Annotated in this window: 15 protein-coding genes; 10 read left to right on the top strand and 5 right to left on the bottom strand. The window is 57.3% G+C overall.

The features are described 5' to 3' along the window. Positions 1-43: 43 nt before the first annotated feature. The 3 genes from WMW72_RS04010 to WMW72_RS04000 form a co-directional block, all read right to left on the bottom strand. On the bottom strand, positions 44-1,978 hold the full coding sequence (locus WMW72_RS04010) for a glycosyl hydrolase family 18 protein (RefSeq protein ID WP_341414132.1): 1,935 nt from the start codon (positions 1,976-1,978) through the stop codon (positions 44-46). Between the two features lie 156 nt (positions 1,979-2,134). Next, positions 2,135-2,413 (bottom strand): YxcD family protein, encoded by a 279-nt coding sequence (locus WMW72_RS04005; RefSeq protein ID WP_341414131.1) that lies wholly within the window; start codon positions 2,411-2,413, stop codon positions 2,135-2,137. 11 nt (positions 2,414-2,424) lie between these two features. Further along, positions 2,425-2,874, bottom strand: coding sequence for a hypothetical protein (locus WMW72_RS04000; RefSeq protein ID WP_341414130.1), 450 nt, complete (start codon positions 2,872-2,874; stop codon positions 2,425-2,427). A 156-nt stretch (positions 2,875-3,030) separates the two neighbouring features. Between WMW72_RS04000 and WMW72_RS03995 the strand changes: the two genes are divergently transcribed. Next, a complete protein-coding gene (locus WMW72_RS03995) occupies positions 3,031-3,579 on the top strand; it encodes a DUF309 domain-containing protein (protein WP_341414576.1) in 549 nt (182 codons plus the stop codon). Positions 3,580-3,681: 102 nt separating this feature from the next. Then, positions 3,682-4,236: a beta-class carbonic anhydrase gene (locus tag WMW72_RS03990; protein ID WP_341414129.1), complete on the top strand. Its 555-nt coding sequence runs from the start codon at positions 3,682-3,684 to the stop codon at positions 4,234-4,236. Between the two features lie 25 nt (positions 4,237-4,261). On the opposite strand, the gene WMW72_RS03985 is transcribed toward WMW72_RS03990, so the two are convergent. Beyond that, entirely contained in the window at positions 4,262-4,597 is a 336-nt protein-coding gene (locus WMW72_RS03985; protein ID WP_341414128.1) for an iron-sulfur cluster biosynthesis family protein, read from the bottom strand. Between the two features lie 176 nt (positions 4,598-4,773). Between WMW72_RS03985 and WMW72_RS03980 the strand changes: the two genes are divergently transcribed. The 4 genes from WMW72_RS03980 (at position 4,774) to WMW72_RS03965 (ending at position 9,264) form a co-directional block, all read left to right on the top strand. Next, positions 4,774-6,294 carry a carboxypeptidase M32 gene (locus WMW72_RS03980; protein ID WP_341414127.1) on the top strand — a complete coding sequence of 507 codons (1,521 nt, stop codon included), beginning with the start codon at positions 4,774-4,776 and terminating at the stop codon, positions 6,292-6,294. A 185-nt stretch (positions 6,295-6,479) separates the two neighbouring features. Further along, on the top strand, positions 6,480-7,469 hold the full coding sequence (locus tag WMW72_RS03975) for an ABC transporter substrate-binding protein (protein WP_423227517.1): 990 nt from the start codon (positions 6,480-6,482) through the stop codon (positions 7,467-7,469). 171 nt (positions 7,470-7,640) lie between these two features. Further along, positions 7,641-8,423, top strand: coding sequence for an ABC transporter ATP-binding protein (locus WMW72_RS03970; protein ID WP_341414575.1), 783 nt, complete (start codon positions 7,641-7,643; stop codon positions 8,421-8,423). 40 nt (positions 8,424-8,463) lie between these two features. Next, positions 8,464-9,264, top strand: a complete 801-nt coding sequence (locus tag WMW72_RS03965; protein ID WP_341414574.1) for an ABC transporter permease — start codon at positions 8,464-8,466, stop codon at positions 9,262-9,264. A 98-nt stretch (positions 9,265-9,362) separates the two neighbouring features. On the opposite strand, the gene WMW72_RS03960 is transcribed toward WMW72_RS03965, so the two are convergent. Beyond that, positions 9,363-9,494 carry a hypothetical protein gene (locus WMW72_RS03960; RefSeq protein ID WP_341414125.1) on the bottom strand — a complete coding sequence of 44 codons (132 nt, stop codon included), beginning with the start codon at positions 9,492-9,494 and terminating at the stop codon, positions 9,363-9,365. 118 nt (positions 9,495-9,612) lie between these two features. On the opposite strand from WMW72_RS03960, the gene WMW72_RS03955 reads away from it, so the two are divergent. The 4 genes from WMW72_RS03955 to mutS all read left to right on the top strand — a co-directional run bounded on the left by WMW72_RS03955 (position 9,613) and on the right by mutS (position 15,901). Beyond that, the gene (locus WMW72_RS03955) at positions 9,613-10,569 is read left to right on the top strand and encodes an aromatic acid exporter family protein (protein ID WP_341414124.1); all 957 of its coding nucleotides are present in this window, start codon (positions 9,613-9,615) and stop codon (positions 10,567-10,569) included. A gap of 134 nt (positions 10,570-10,703) precedes the next feature. Next, on the top strand, positions 10,704-11,267 hold the full coding sequence (locus WMW72_RS03950; protein WP_341414123.1) for an outer spore coat protein CotE: 564 nt from the start codon (positions 10,704-10,706) through the stop codon (positions 11,265-11,267). A 187-nt stretch (positions 11,268-11,454) separates the two neighbouring features. Further along, positions 11,455-12,915, top strand: a complete 1,461-nt coding sequence (locus WMW72_RS03945; RefSeq protein WP_341414122.1) for a putative amidoligase domain-containing protein — start codon at positions 11,455-11,457, stop codon at positions 12,913-12,915. A gap of 196 nt (positions 12,916-13,111) precedes the next feature. After that, positions 13,112-15,901 carry a DNA mismatch repair protein MutS gene (gene mutS, locus WMW72_RS03940; RefSeq protein ID WP_341414121.1) on the top strand — a complete coding sequence of 930 codons (2,790 nt, stop codon included), beginning with the start codon at positions 13,112-13,114 and terminating at the stop codon, positions 15,899-15,901. The last annotated feature ends 5 nt before the right edge of the window (positions 15,902-15,906 follow it).

Below are 15,906 nucleotides of genomic sequence, written 5' to 3'. Positions count from 1 at the left end.
GGACAGTCTGGCCGGGCTTTCCCTATTCCGGCGGATAGCCGGGTTATTTCTGTTGGAGCATCATATTCCATAGCTCGGTCGTATCGTAGCCGAGACGCCAGGCGGCTACGCCGGCCAGCTCATGCTTGGCGGCGATATCAATCCGGGCTTTGACGGTGGATTCATCCTCGAGCCAGAAGACATAACGGAACCCGCCCTCGTTATATTCGACCTTATACTGCTGGAACGAAGCGTCCCAGGTTTGGGTCGCTTTTTTGTCCCGGATCAGGGCTGGAATGTCCTTGAGCAGCACGGCCCGGTTGCTGACCAGATTGCCGCTGCCGTCGACCTTCCATTCACGGACATAGAACGGGATGCCCATGATCAGCTTATCCCGGGGAATGCCGTACGAGAGAAACTCCTTCACGCCTTCCTCGACCCACTGCAGACCGGCGACAGAGCCGGGCTCCGTGCTGCCCTTCCAATACTGGTCATAGGTCATCGTCATGATGTAGTCCGCGATATCCGCCAGCTTCTCATGATCGAAGGCGGTCTTGGCATTCCACTTGACGCTGCCGCGCGGCAGGTCGACGGATACGAGCAGGTTATTGGCATGCGCGGCCTGCACGATCTCCTGCATGAATGTCGTGAAATTCGCGCGGTCTCCGGCGGCCAGGCTTTCGAAGTCGACGTTGATTCCATCGACGCCCAGTGCAGCGGATTTGCTGACCAGTGCCTGAATAAACTTGGCCCGAGCATCCTTGGAGGCCAGGAACTTCGTCGTAAGCGCCGAATCGAACTGGTTATTCACCAGCGGATGAACGGACAGGCCTTGCTTTTTCAGCCAAGCTACCGTCTCTTTGTTGGACGTGTCGGTCAGATTGCCTGCAGCATCGGCCAATACAAAGTAGGTCGGGGAGACGACATCCAAGCCGACGGTCGTATTGACCTGGCTGCGGATCGTCGCATCGGCCGAGCTGCCGTTCCAGCCCCAATACTGCAGCTTGCGCAGATTATCCCAGATGGCTGTCCCGTCGTCGTAGAGCCGGATGGAGGCGTTGCTATAGCCCTTGGCGTACTGCAGAGCCGAGCCGATCGTCGTGAAATCAGCGATCAGATTATTGCTTTGAAACACTTGATAGTAAGGATAATTATTCCAGATCACCGGCGTCTTGCCATCGCGCTTGGAAGCTTGCTCATTCTCAATCCTTGTGTGAGCAAATTGCTTCGCATAAGAGATGGCGTCGTCCAAACTTAGATAATCGTTCAGGAACGTATCGTTCTGATACACCTTGTACGGCTTGATATTGGAGTATACGACGCTGCCGCTGCTCGTATTGACGACGGTCGAGCCGCCCCAGCGCAGCGATTCGTTGATGGCATCCTCCAGCAGTGCGAACTTCCAGCTATCGTCCGTATGTTCGCCCTGGAACACCTGGTACACCTTGGCGCTGTCGCTGCGCGTCTGGTTCTTCACGCTGGCACTGATGTTATCCCATACCCACGCATGCGTGTTCAGGTCAATAATATGGGCGTTCGACCACTTTTTGGCCTCCGTGATCGCTTCATTCAGCGTGCGGAAGGTCCAGGAGTCGAGCGTGCCTTCTCCTTGGTACAGCCGGTACTGGGGATAGTTGTTCCACACCCAGCCGCCGGATTGCAGGTCTCGGACGCTGGCATTGCCCCAGCTGGATGCTTCGCGTATCGCCTGATCGAGCGAGGCGAATTCCCACTCGGCATTGCTGTAGCCTTGCTGGTAAACCTTGTAGCGCGGATAGTTATGCCACACCCAATTGCGGGAACCGATTTCCTCCACATGGGAATGGGTGTAGCCGCGGGCGTAAGCTTCGGCGGATTTGTAATCAGACGCTTCGTAGAGCAGGGCCGTATTCTGGTATACCCTGTACTTGGAGGTCTTATCGGCTGCAGCGGCCGGCCCGGCTACGGAGAATAAAAGGGAAAGGACGGTCAACGACAGCAGGGTCTTGCGCTTCAACATGCATCAGCCTCTTTCTGTCCCAAATGTGCAGACTCTATCACTCTATTAAGACGGCAATAGAGGGCTGAAAGTTGCGAGGTAAATGCTAGAAATAACGAAAAACCGGTATCCCGGACTGTGGTCAGTCGGCATACCGGATCGTAATTACCGTGAAAGCTAATCTGCGATATAAGCGACGATTTCTTCCTCCAGCTCAATTCGGATCTGATCGCGGAAAACACGCATATTGTGCTGGGTGAACAAGAAGCGTTCGATAGCTTCCAGCAGATTGGCGGCGATCAAAATCTGGCTGCGGCCCTCGGCATGAACCTCGGCGGAGAAGCCAAGGTCTTCGTCCCACATCATTTCAACCTCGACCTGTGTCGGTTGAATCCTTTTGCGTTCTGCGATATTCAGGCATACCGCATTGATGATATCCTGCTCCAGTAATTTCATGCAAGTCGCTCCTAGCGGTAGTCGTTGGGCCGTGGGTCTTGGTTAAGCTTCTTGCGGTCGCGGAAGTATACGAAAATTCTGAAGGCCACGGTGACCAAGACAACGATAGCCAGTACGTTCACGAGCATGCCCAGGATGTTGCCCAGTGCGCCCATGCCGCCGAACAAGCCGCCGAACAGCATTCCGGCCAAGCCGCCGATCATCAGACCCTTCATCAGACCGCCGCCGCTGAAAAATCCTGGCTTTTGCGCAGGAGTGGTTGTAGAAGCAGCCGGCGATTTCGTCGCTGCGGGATTCGAAGTATTGGCTCCGCTGTTAGGCGTCTGATTCGTCGAGCCGTTGCTCGGGCTGTAGCTCTTCTTGGACGAAGAGTACTTCTTGGCTGCGTCAGCGTGTTGCGGAGCGCTGAACGAGAAGGCGATGGTGGCTGCCATCAATACGAGAGAAAGCTTTTTCCACATAGTTCTTTCCATCCTCCAGATTTGAGATAGGGTATAGTCGTACTCAAGGTAGTACGGAGGACCCGGGCGATGGTTTCATAATTTAAATAAAATTGATACAATATTTTTTGGAGCTGGTTAAGGCAAGCTGTTAGGGAGCAGAACGGGGTGAGTGAGATGGCCGGATATCCGGAAGATTACCTGAACTTTCTTATTTATTTTCATGCAGAGAGAGATTATTTCGAGTGTCACGAGGTGCTGGAGGAATATTGGAAGGAGCACCCCCAAGACCCGAACGGGGACGCTTATGTCGTGCTGATCCAGATCGCGGTAGCGTCCTATCACGAGCGCAGAGGAAGGCGGACCGGCGCTGCCAAGATGCTGGCGGGTGCTGTCGAGCGGATGGGACGGGCTTCGCTGACTCCTCTGGGATTGGACCATGGGGAGACCCAGCAGCGGCTGGTGCGCCGCCTGCAGGAATTGAAGGAAGAAGAGCGCGAGTTCGTTGACCTGAACCTGCCGATCGCAGATCCGGCCCTTCTGGCGGCTTGCCGCGAACGTTGTCTGGAGGGTGGGGAGTGGGAGCGTCCGAGTCCGATGGAGAACGTATTTCTGCTCAACAAGCATACGATGCGGGACAGAAGCGGGGTTATCGCCGAGCGTCTGAGGCAGAAGGCGCTGAGGATCGGGAAGGGCGAATCGGAGAAAGGACAAGAATTGCTATGAAATCATGTGCAGGACACTTGTCTGCTCCGTTATAAATCAGTTACAATTAATCAAGATTAACCTACCTTGTATATGAACAGCAGTGGAGCGGAGGAAGTTATTATGAACGATTCGTTGAAACACATACTGGAGTACAACCAAGCTTTTGTCGAGGAAAAGAAGTACGAGCCTTTTCTTACGTCCAAGTTCCCGGATAAGAAATATGTGATTCTGACCTGTATGGATACACGGCTGATCGAGCTGCTGCCAGCCAGCATGAATATCAAGAACGGCGACGTCAAGATCATCAAGTCCGCGGGAGGCATCGTCAACACGCCGTTCGGCGGCCTGATGCGCAGCATCATCATCGCGCTCTATGAGCTCGGGGCCAGCGAGGTGTTCGTCATCGGCCACTACGACTGCGGCATGGGCAGCGTCAATCCGAAGGCGGTCAAGCAGAAGTTTGTCGAACGGGGAATCAAGCAAGATACGATCGATATCATCGAATATTCGGGAGTAAACCTCGAGCACTGGCTGCAAGGCTTCGACGACGTCAAGGAGAGCGTGCGCAGCAGTGTGAACCTGATCCGCAATCACCCGCTCATCCCTGATGTCCCGGTTCACGGGCTGGTCATTGACCCGTCCACTGGCAAGCTGGACGTTGTTGTAGAAGGGTAGATCCCTCCCAGCGAGAAGAATTTCCTTACGAACGCTTGTCAATTAAGCTCATATAAGCATTATAGATCTGGCCGTTGCTTTTCAATACAAAGCTGCGGCCTTCTTCTTTATAATCAAGCGTCATGCGGTCCTCGAAATAAATCTCATGCTTCTTGTCCATCCACAGCTCGGAAGGAGCTCCGCTGACCTCCACCTGGAAATCATGGGGCTGGGCGGCATGCTCGAGCCAAAGAGTTGGGACGCCGTTGACGGCACAGCCGCAGCCTTCGTTATCGTACACGAGCCGGAGGACGCCTTCCTGATGGTTATCTAGCAGCGGCTGAACGGCTGCGGCGGCTTGCTCAGTGAATGTAATATGCATCTGGATTTCACGCTCCTGTAGGTAGTTTGCGTCATGCGGCGCGGCGGAAGCATCTGAATTCCAGTCGTACGCATGACAATATAAGTCGAAGCAGTTCTTATTCTGAAGGAAGTTGCTTCTTATTTCAAGACCAAGTATGATCAACCATATACCAAGGAATGGAAAGGGGCATGCATATGGCAGCAGAAGCACATCAAGCCAAGTGGGAATCGTTCAAGCAATATGTGAAGAAGATGAAAAGTTATGAGGAAGCGATCGGTCTGATCTACTGGGATATGCGCACCGGAGCCCCGAAGAAGGGGATCGCGGCCCGTTCCGAAGTCGTGGGCGAGCTGTCGGGCGAGCTATTCAAGATGTCTGTCTCGGAGCAGATGCGGGAGTTCCTGGAATACTTCACCCAGCCGGAGCATCAGGAGGGCTTGAGCCGGATCGACAAGCGCATCGTCAGCGAGTGCAAGAAGGAATATGACCGCAGCAACAAAATTCCGCCTGAGCGTTACCAGGAATATGTGGTGCTGACCTCGCAAGCGGAGTCTGCCTGGGAAGATGCCAAGCATACGGCCGATTTCGAATCGTTCCAGCCTTATCTGGAGAAGATCGTCGCCTTCAATCACGAGTTTATCGAGCTGTGGGGCTACGAGGGGCATAAGTACAACACGCTGCTGGATATGTACGAGCCAGGGATGACGGTGGAGAAGCTGGATCAGGTGTTCGGTGCGCTCCGCGAGCAGGTCGTTCCTCTGCTGTCGGCGATTCAGGCGTCTGGCCGCGGGCCGGAGAACGGCTTCCTGAAGCAGACGTTCGACCAGGATAAGCAGAAGAAGTTCAGCTTGTTCATTTTGAAGGAAATGGGCTACGACTTCGAAGCCGGACGTCTGGACGAAACGGTGCATCCATTCGCAACCGGTCTGAATCCCGGGGATGTGCGGATTACAACCCGTTATCTGAAGGATGATGTGAACAGCGCGCTGTTCGGTACGATCCATGAGGGCGGCCATGCGCTGTATGAGCAGAATATTTCGGAAGAGCTGCTCGGCACGCCGCTTTGCACAGGCACGTCGATGGGCATTCACGAGTCCCAGTCGCGCTTCTGGGAGAATGTGATCGGCCGCAGCCGCTCCTTCTGGAGCCGCTACTTCCCGGATCTGCAGGCCAACTATCCCGGGCAATTCGACGATGTTAGCGCCGAGAGTTTCTATCTGGCGACCAATGAGGTCAAGTCGTCCCTGATCCGAATCGAGGCGGATGAGCTGACCTACAATCTACATATTATGATCCGCTATGAGATCGAGAAGGCGCTGTTCGACGGTTCGGTGAAGGTGGCCGACCTGCCGCGCGTCTGGAATGAGAAATACCGCGAATACCTCGGCATTGAGCCTTCTAACAATGGAGATGGCGTGCTCCAGGATGTGCATTGGTCCGGCGGTGCGTTCGGCTACTTCCCATCCTATGCGCTGGGCAATATGTACGCGGCGCAAATCGCGAGAACGCTGGACCGCGAGCTTGGCGGTCTGGATGAGCTGGTCGCTCAAGGGAATCTGGAGCCGGTCAAGGCGTGGCTGACGGAGAAGATTTACCGTCACGGCAAGAGTCTGACGCCTGCGGAGATCATCCTCGAGGTAACCGGCGAGGAACTGAACCCGCGTTATCTGGTTGACTATCTGCAAGCCAAGTACAACGATATTTACAGCCTGTAGTCCGGGCATGGTCATGAGAGCTTTCTCCCCCACGGAGAAAGCTTTTTTTGTGTCCATCCGGATACACCCGGCACCTATCGGTAGGCGGATGCATATCCTGCCAGTAAACTTCAAGCGGAGTGAACACAGGGAGGGACTGGCTTATGAACAAAAGGTTCGGACGTAAGGCCATACTGGCCGCTGCGATGTCCGGCGTATTGGCCGGGATGGCGCTGCTGGCTGGCTGTGGTACGGGGACCCAGGAAGGCGCGGTGAAGGTCAGGATCGGCGAAGTGACGAGATCGATCTTCTATGCACCGCAGTATGTGGCGATCAATAAGGGCTTTTTCAAGGAACAGGGGCTGGATATCGAGCTACTGACGACGGCCGGCGGAGACAAGACGATGACGACCCTGCTTTCCGGAGGTATCGATGTGGCGCTGGTCGGCTCGGAGACGTCGATCTATGTGCATCAGCAGGGCAGCGATGACCCGGTGTTGAATTTCCATCAGTTGACTCAGACCGATGGAACCTTTCTCGTATCTCGCAAGCCGCTGCAGGGAACCTTCGACTGGAATACCCTGAAGGGCTCGACATTCCTCGGCCAGCGTAAAGGCGGAATGCCGCAGATGGCGGGCGAGTTTACACTGAAGAAGCATGGGATCGATCCGAAGAAGGATCTAAACCTGCTGCAGAATGTGGACTTCGCCAATATCCCGACGGCGTTCGCCTCGGGGACGGGAGATTACGTGCAGCTCTTTGAACCGCAAGCGACTATGATCGAGCAGCAGGGGAAGGGCTATGTTATCGCTTCGTTCGGCGTGGAGAGCGGCAAGCTGCCTTACACCGTATTCATGACTAAGAAGAGCTACATGACGAAGCAGCCGGACACGGTTCAGAAATTCTCCAATGCGGTGCAGAAGGCACAGCTCTGGGTCGCCTCTTCCTCGCCGGAGCAGATCGCTGAGGCGATCCTTCCCTTCTTCCCGGATACGGACAAAGCGGTGGTGGTTGGCGTCGTGAAGCGCTACAAGGATCAAGGTTCCTTCGCCGCTGATGGCATCGTGGATACGACGGAGTGGAACAATCTGCAGGATGTAATGGAAGCGGCCGGTGAACTGAAGCAGCGGGCGGATCACGCCAAGTTGGTCGATAACCACTTCGCAGAGAAGGCGAAATCCAGCGTCAAGCCTTAAGGCTGGGGCTACCTGAAGGAGGCTGTGAAGATGACGGAGAAGGGGGCGGCCGAACAGGCTTTAGACAGGGCTGCGCAAGCGAATAAAGATATGGAAGCAAAGGACGCTCAAACTGCCGGTGAGACAGCGGAGGTAAAGGCAGAAGAAACGACAGCAGAAGGAACAGCTGAAATTCCGGCAGCCATCGAAGTAAACGGAGTCTCTCATGTCTATGTGAATGGTCAAGGCGCATATCCTGCGCTCGCCGACATCAATTTGCGCGTGGCAGCGGGCGAGTTCGTCAGTATCATCGGGCCGAGCGGCTGCGGCAAGACGACGATTCTCTCGCTGATCAGCGGACTGCTGTCGCCGGCAGTCGGCGAGGTCCGGGTGCTGGGCGAGCCGGTGCTCAGACCGACGCCGAAGGTAGGCTATATGCTGCAGCAGGATTATTTATTTCCTTGGAGAACGATCGAGGAGAATGTCACTCTCGGATTGGAGCTCCTCGGGCTGCAAGGCGAGCAGTCCGGCCGATACGTCCGCGAGCTGCTGGATGAGATGGGGCTTGGCGCCTTCCGCCAGGCCTTCCCGCAGCAGCTGTCCGGGGGCATGCGTCAGCGGGCAGCGCTCGTCAGGACACTGGCGGCGCAGCCGGGCATCCTGCTGCTCGACGAGCCCTTCTCGGCACTCGATTACCAGACGAGGCTGCAGCTGGAGGACTTGATCGTGACCACGCTCAAAGCGCGTGGCAAGACGGCTGTGCTCGTCACCCACGATATTTCCGAGGCTATCGCGATGAGCGACCGAATTATTGTGCTGCAGCCCCGTCCGGGACGTGTGCTGGCTGAGGTGATCGTGCCGGAGCCGATCCGCACCGCGCTTCCGCTCGAGGCGAGGGAGAAGGCAGGGTTCCATGAGCTGTTCCATACATTGTGGCAATTGTTCGAGCAGCTCGACAAGAAAGGGGGCGGTTGAGGTGGCGCAAGAGGAGAAGCTCAAGACGGGAGCCGGAGGCATGGAGCAGCTCTCGGCACAGGTGTATGAAGCCTATCTGCAGCAGGAGCGAAGCCGCACCTGGCAGGTCCGGTTTACCCAGACTGCGTTGCTCGTGCTGTTCCTGCTTCTGTGGGAGGGAGCGGCCCGCCTGAAGTGGATCGACGGCCTGCTGTTCAGCTCCCCAAGCCGAATCTCGGTGATGATCTATGAGAAGACGCTGGACGGCTCGCTGCTCCTCCATACCGCTGTGACTGTCTGGGAGACGATCATCGGCTTCGTGCTGGGTACGCTCGTCGGCACGGCGATAGCGGCTCTGCTCTGGTTTTCACCGTTCCTCTCCAGAGTGCTCGATCCTTATATTGTTGTGCTGAACAGCTTGCCTAAGGTGGCGCTGGGGCCATTGTTTATCGTGGCGCTTGGACCCGGAGCGCTGTCGATCGTAGCGACGACGCTGTCCATCACAGTCATTATTACGGTGCTGGTTGTCTACAACAGCTTCCGCGAGGTCGATCCGCAGCTGCTGAAGGTGGTTCAGTTGTTCGGAGCGGCCCGCCGTACCGTATTTCAGAAGGTCATCCTGCCTGCATCCTATCCGACGATCGTGTCGACGCTGAAGGTCAACGTAGGCCTGTCCTGGGTCGGGGTTATCGTAGGGGAGTTTCTGGTCTCCAAGCAGGGGCTCGGCTATTTGATCATCTATGGCTTTCAAGTGTTTAACTTCACCCTCGTGATCGGCAGTGTCGTTGTGATTGCCATTGCCGCAACGCTGATGTATCAGGGAGTGGCTTATCTGGAAAGCAAGCTTGTCCGGAGGTCCTAATGCTCCGTGATCGGAATATGCTGCCTCACCCACCCCAAGGGTGCGCGGTACCAGACTATGCCATACCCCGATAGAAGCGAGTGCATCCATATTATACCCTACGTTTTGTTAAAAAGGCGGTTCCTGCGGGAGCGGCCTTGCTTGCTGATTTCGAGCGGACATGCCCGGCTCAGCATGGCGACTGCTGCCCGGGCTGTCAGCCAGGCCGCGAACGGCGAGGAGGTTGTCATAGACCTCCTGGTAAGAGTAAGATGAGAAGGATAAATGGACCGGGTCCGTTCTGAACCGGAGGATGCTGGCCGGGGACTGGGGACCTTCCGATATGAAAGGCAAGAGGTGTATGACGTTATGGGAATCAGGGTTATCAAGACGGCCGTAGCCGTTATTCTGGCTATTATGATCGCACAAGCGACGGGGCTTGCTTCGCCGCTGTCCACTGGACTGCTCGCTGTGCTCGGCGTTGATGTGACCAAGAAGCGCAGCATCGCAACCTCGGTGCAGCGGATCGTAGCGTCCGTATTCGGCCTGCTGCTCAGCGTAGGCTTATTTGTGTGGCTGGGCTACCATGTCTGGGTGATCGGGATCTACATCCTGCTCTTGTATCCCATACTTAACCGTCTCAAGCTCAAGGACGGGATCGTGACGAGTTCGGTTGTGATGTTCCATTTATATGCAGCCCGTGCTGTCAGCTTCGAGCTGGTGGTGAATGAGGTGGCTCTGTTGGTCGTGGGGCTGGGAACGGCGACGCTCATCAATGTGCTGTACATGCCCAGGGAAGACCGCCAGCTTCTTCAATACCGGCTGGAGCTGGAGGCCTTGTTCTCCCGCATCTTGATCCAGCTGTCTCTGCATCTGAGGGATACGGGACATGTGTGGGACGGCAAGGAGCTGCTGGACAGCGAGGAATTGCTGAAGAGAGCAGCGGAGGCCGCGATGCGGAAAACCGAGAACAGCCTGAGCCAGGACCGGGCAGACTGGAGTGTCTACTTCTATATGAGAGAACGCCAGCTCGAAGGAATCGGGCGCATGTCGCAGCTCGTCGCCCGCGTGTACCAGAATTTGCCGCATGCGAATCTGCTGGCTGTGATCTTCGAAGGCCTAAGCGAGGATGTGAAGGTCGCCCACTATACCGGGAGAACGGAGCGCGAGCTGGAACGTCTGGAGGCGCAATTCAGGGAAATGGAGCTGCCCCGGACCCGTGAAGAGTTCGAGGTGCGTGCGGCTCTGCTGCAATTGATCGAGGAACTGAAGGTCTTCCTGTCGGTCGCCAAAAAAGAAAAACGCCCGGTCGGCGCCAGGGCTTAGGGCAAGGACGGCTACAGGGCTCCTGCGGAGGAGCCCGTGCGCGATATAGAGGCATATTCCGAAAAAAGTTATCACACTAGCCGAATGTCCTGCATACAAATGTAATGAATGATTGTATGGAGGAGGTTAGAAGGATGTCATTAGATAAAGACTTGCAAGTCAGAGAGATCTATACGAAGGCTGTCTGCGGCAAAGGACGCAAATTCTCCCAGGTAACCAACACGGTCACTCCGCCTCATGCTCCGACCAGTATTTTGGGTGCTTGGATTATCAACAACCAATACGACGCGGTGAAGGCTGGAGAGAATGTGGAAGTGGTAGGGACCTACGACATCAACATCTGGTATTCCTATGACCGGAATACGAAGACGGATGTGGCCAAGGAAACGGTGTCTTATGTCGAAGCCGTGCCGCTTCATTTCCTTGACAAAAGACACAAATCGTCGACGGCCGAGGTCGCTGCTATCGCTACCCAGGAACCGAACTGCGTGGAAGCCAGCATCTCCTCGGGCGGAGGCAGCGTGCTGATCCGCGTAGAGCGGGAGTTCAAGGTAGAAATGATCGCTGAAACCAAGGTTTCCGTGGTGGTGAGCCCAGGTGGCAGCGATGATTTTGACGACAAACATGTAGACTTCGGCACTGACGACGGAGACTTCGAGGATCTTGACCCGGATCTGCTTGACGACGAGCTGGGCTGAACCGAATCCGATCTATACAACTACAGCATATGCCAATGGGGTTCATTTCGGCAGAGGGCGTCAGCCCTCTTTTTTGCTTACGCACGGCTTTGGCCGCAAAATGGGCGTAAGGACGGCTCCCGCGCGAGGGCGAGGGGGCCGGTACATACTGGCCGCCGTCCATTTCGGCGGCAGAGGAGGGAGCGCCATGCGCGCTTTTTTGCTCCATTCGAACGAGCCTGGGCTGGAGGCGCTGCTCGACGGCCTGCGCATTCCTCACGGGCACAAGCCTCCTGACGGCTTGACCGGGAGGCCCCGTTTGATTTATTGGGGCGCCTATCATCCGGACAAGGGCGATGCGGACGCGCTGCAGCCGGTCAAGAGCATCCTGGCCGTACAGCAGCCGCAGCGGCTGCATGAGCTGCTCCGGCTGCATGGCCTGCATGCGGCCGATCCGGACGTGAGTGCCACAGCTGAGGCCAGGGGAGTCAAGGAACGGGAGAACTGGTCGCATGAATACATGGTGCCCGTCTTCCAATTGCAGGCGCTTACGTTGTTTCACCGTCCGGGCAGCACGGTATTCTACGGCGGGGAAGGAGCAGCGGGGGCGCCGGTGCGCTCTCGCCGGGAGAACAGCTATACAGAGGTAGGGCTGGAACAGCCAGGTTACTATGCAGCCCGTGCGATCCGTACGGCTGTGCGGAGCATCTACGCGCTCGGTCTGGATTACGGCGTCGTCCGGATTGGCGTCCGTGCCGACGCGACACTGGCCGTCAGGGACGTTGAGCCGGTTCCCAAGCTGACGCCGAGGCTGACTCAGCTGTTCGCCGAAGCCATCAACCGCCTGGACCGGAGTCTGGAGCTGGAGGCCGCACGCAGAGATCCGCCCGAGGTGATGCTGGGCGCAGATCCGGAGTTTCTTCTGATGACAGAACAGGGGAATGTCAAGTTCGCCTCGGAGTTCGTCGGCAAGGACGGCCCCTTCGGCTGTGATTCGATTGTGCTGCCGAGCAGGCGCAAGATATTTCCGCTGGCCGAGCTGAGGCCTGTGCCAAGCACCGATGTGCGCGAGCTGGTCGGTCATCTGCACCGCACGATGCAGCTCGCGGCAAGGCGCATCACGGATACTGAGCTGACCTGGGTGGCGGGGGGCATGCCGGTGCCAGGCTTTCCGCTGGGCGGGCATATTCACTTCAGCGGAGTAGAGCTGGACCCGCAGCTGCTTCGCGTGCTGGATAATTATGTGGCGCTGCCGCTTACCTTGCTTGAGGATGCGACGACGGTGGAGAGGAAGCCGCAGTATGGCTTCCTCGGGGATTTCCGGCGGCAGCGCCACGGGGGCTTCGAGTACCGGGTGCTTCCGAGCTGGATGGTATCGCCCTCCGTAGCCAAGGGGGTGCTGGCGCTTGCCAAACTTACAGCCGAACACTACAAGCTGCTGAAGCGCAGGCCGTTGGCCGACTATGAAGTCGTCAAGGCCTACTATAGCAGTGATAAGGCCCGCATCCGCCCGTTCGTGCCGGCGCTCTGGAACGATCTGGAGAAGCTGCCGGGCTATGCGAAGCTGGAGTCCTATCTGCTGCCGCTGCGCCGGATGATGCTGCAGATGCGGTCCTGGAACGAACGCGAGGATATCCGGCCGAAGTGGAAGATTGCTCCGTTTGTCTAAGACGCGGGTGTTCTCTAGCAATTCATGATATAATTAGAGTTAACTAGAGGGGCGATGCGGCACAGCCCGCAAGGCGGCATAAGCAGCCGGTCTACGGCGAAGCGTATGCCGCTTTGATGCGTGCAGACGGAAAACCCGGCTGAGGCGCGGTGCCGGTCGTTCCCCGGTGTAAAGGGATGTTGGTGGAGGATGAAGCATGGCCAAGTATACACCCATGATGGAGCAATACCTTGCCGTTAAGGCAGAGGTGAAGGATGCCTTTTTATTCTTCCGGTTGGGAGATTTCTATGAATTGTTTTTCGAAGATGCCGTGCTGGCTTCCCGTGAGCTTGAAATTACGCTGACCGGCCGCGGCGGCGGGATGGAGGAACGAATCCCGATGTGCGGGGTTCCCTATCATGCCGCGGAAGGCTACATAGCGAAGCTCGTAGAGAAGGGCTATAAGGTAGCCGTCTGCGAGCAGGTGGAAAATCCGGCCGAGGCCAAGGGGGTCGTGCGCCGGGAAGTGGTCCGGATCGTCACGCCCGGTACGGTGATGGATGCCCGGTCGCTCAGTGAAACGGCCAATAATTACATTCTCGCTGTCCGCGCGGATGAGGACGGCTACGGACTTGCAGCCTGCGACCTGTCGACAGGCGAGCTGTACGTCACCCGTCTGGAGGGCTCGTACGAGCGTCTGCTGGATGAGCTGAACGTCTACAACCCGGCCGAGGTGCTGGGCGAAGGCGCTCTGCTGGAGCACATCCGCAGCGGTTCGTCCGCCTTCCTGCGCACGGCGGCATTGACGGAGAGGCTGGAGGGCCAGAGCGTGAGCGACAGCCTGCAGCCGCTTACGGCGTATTTCTCGGAAAAGCAGCTGGGAGCTTTGCCTAAGGGCGGTCGTCCGACGTTGGAGCTGCTGATGGCTTACCTGCAGGAGACGCAGAAGCGCTCCCTGGCTCATATCAAGCATATCCGTGTTTACGAGCCGGACCAGTTTATGATCATGGACCCCTTTACCCGTCGTAATCTGGAGCTGGTCGAGACGGTGCGCGACCGCTCCAAGAAGGGATCTCTCCTGTGGCTGCTGGACAAGACGGTAACCGCCATGGGCAGCCGTCTGCTGCGCCGGTGGATCGAGAAGCCGCTGATGCAGGCGAGTTTGATCGAGGAGCGGCTGGAGGCCGTGGATCTTCTATATCATCAGTTGATCCTACGCGACGAGCTGAAGCAGTCGCTCAAGGAGGTTTACGATCTGGAGCGGCTGACCGCCCGGATCGCCTACGGCAGCGCCAATGCGCGGGATCTCTTAGCGCTCGGCAGCTCGCTGGCACAGGTGCCGCAGCTTCGCGAGCTGTGTGCGAACAGCGGCTCGTCAACGCTGGCGGCACTGGCTGAGCGGATCGATCCGTGCCAGGAGCTCCGCGAGCTGATCGCGACTTCCATTGTAGACGAGCCTCCGGTATCCGTGCGCGACGGCGGGATGATCCGGGCCGGCGTCAACGAGCGGCTGGATCAGCTCCGTGAGGCGAGCACGAATGGCAAGCAGTGGCTGGCCGAGCTGGAGCGTCATGAACGTGAGCGGACGGGCATCAAGTCGCTCAAGATCGGATTTAATAAGGTATTCGGATATTTTATCGAGGTGACCAAGTCCAATCTGTCGCAGCTGGAGGAAGGGCGCTACGAACGCAAGCAGACGCTGGCCAATGCCGAGCGCTTCGTGACGCCTGAGCTGAAGGAGAAGGAGGCGCTCATCCTGGAAGCCCAGGAGGGCATGGTCGACCTGGAGTATGAGCTGTTCTCGCAGCTCAGAGAGCAGCTGGTGACACATCTGTCCCGTCTGCAGGGCTTGGCAGGACTGATCGCCACCGTCGATGTATACCAGTCTCTGGCGCATGTCAGCGCCACGCAGCGGTACAGCCGTCCGCAGATCGGCGAGTTCTACGGACTGGAGATTGAGGAAGGACGTCATCCCGTCGTCGAGGCTGTACTCGAAGACGGTTCGTTCATTGCCAATGATACCTCACTCACGCGCGAAGGCGGCTCGATGCTGCTGATCACCGGTCCGAATATGGCCGGGAAGAGCACTTACATGCGTCAGGTCGCGATGATCAGCGTCATGGCGCAGATCGGGTGCTTTGTACCGGCGCGCCGGGCAGTCGTGCCGATCGTGGACCGGATCTTCACCCGGATCGGGGCGGCGGATGATCTCATCGGCGGTCAGAGCACGTTCATGGTCGAGATGATGGATATTCAGGTGATGACCGAGAAGGCTACAGCGGGGAGTCTGGTCATCATCGATGAGCTGGGACGCGGAACTTCCACAGGCGAGGGGATGGCGATCGCCCAGGCCGTTATTGAGTTTCTCCACGACCGGATCGGCTGCAAGACGCTGGTGTCCACTCACTTCCATGAGCTGGCTCATCTGGAGGAAAGCCTCCGTGATCTGCGCAATGCCTGCATGGCCGTCAAGGAAAGCGGCCAGAACGTGACATTCCTGCGCAAGCTGATTCCTGGAGCGGCTGACAGCAGCTATGGGATCTATTGTGCGCAGATCGCGGGTTTGCCCGGCTCGATCATCGAGCGCTCCTACGAGCTGCTGCATGCGTTCGAGGCGAGGGCAGAGCTGTCCCAGGGCGGTCTTCAGGCGGCGGTTACCGTGGAGGAGCGAGGAGTCGATTATACGAAAGCGGACAAGGGAATCAGCGCTGGTGCGGCTGCAAACGCAGCTTCAGCCAGTCTGACTGTCGTCCAGCCAGATCCGAGCCTGAGTAGCGTCAGCCATGCGGCAGCAACCGTTAGAGCAACTGCTGCTGAGCCTGCAGCTGGAGATGCCGTCCAGCTCAGCCTGTTCGCACCGGACCCTCTCCCGGCTGAAAAGCCGTCCAGGAAGGACGCCAAGGCAGAGAAGGTGCTGGAGCAGCTGAAGTCTGCGGATTTGATGAATATGACGCCGATGACGGCGATGAACTTGATCTATGAGCTGAAAAAGCAGCTGTCCGGTTAATGGGC

It is taken from the genome of Paenibacillus filicis (genome assembly GCF_038070315.1).
Lineage (GTDB): Bacteria > Bacillota > Bacilli > Paenibacillales > NBRC-103111 > Paenibacillus_G > Paenibacillus_G filicis.
The sequence above is the reverse complement of the archived record's forward strand: the minus strand, read 5'-3'. Positions and strand labels throughout refer to the sequence as shown.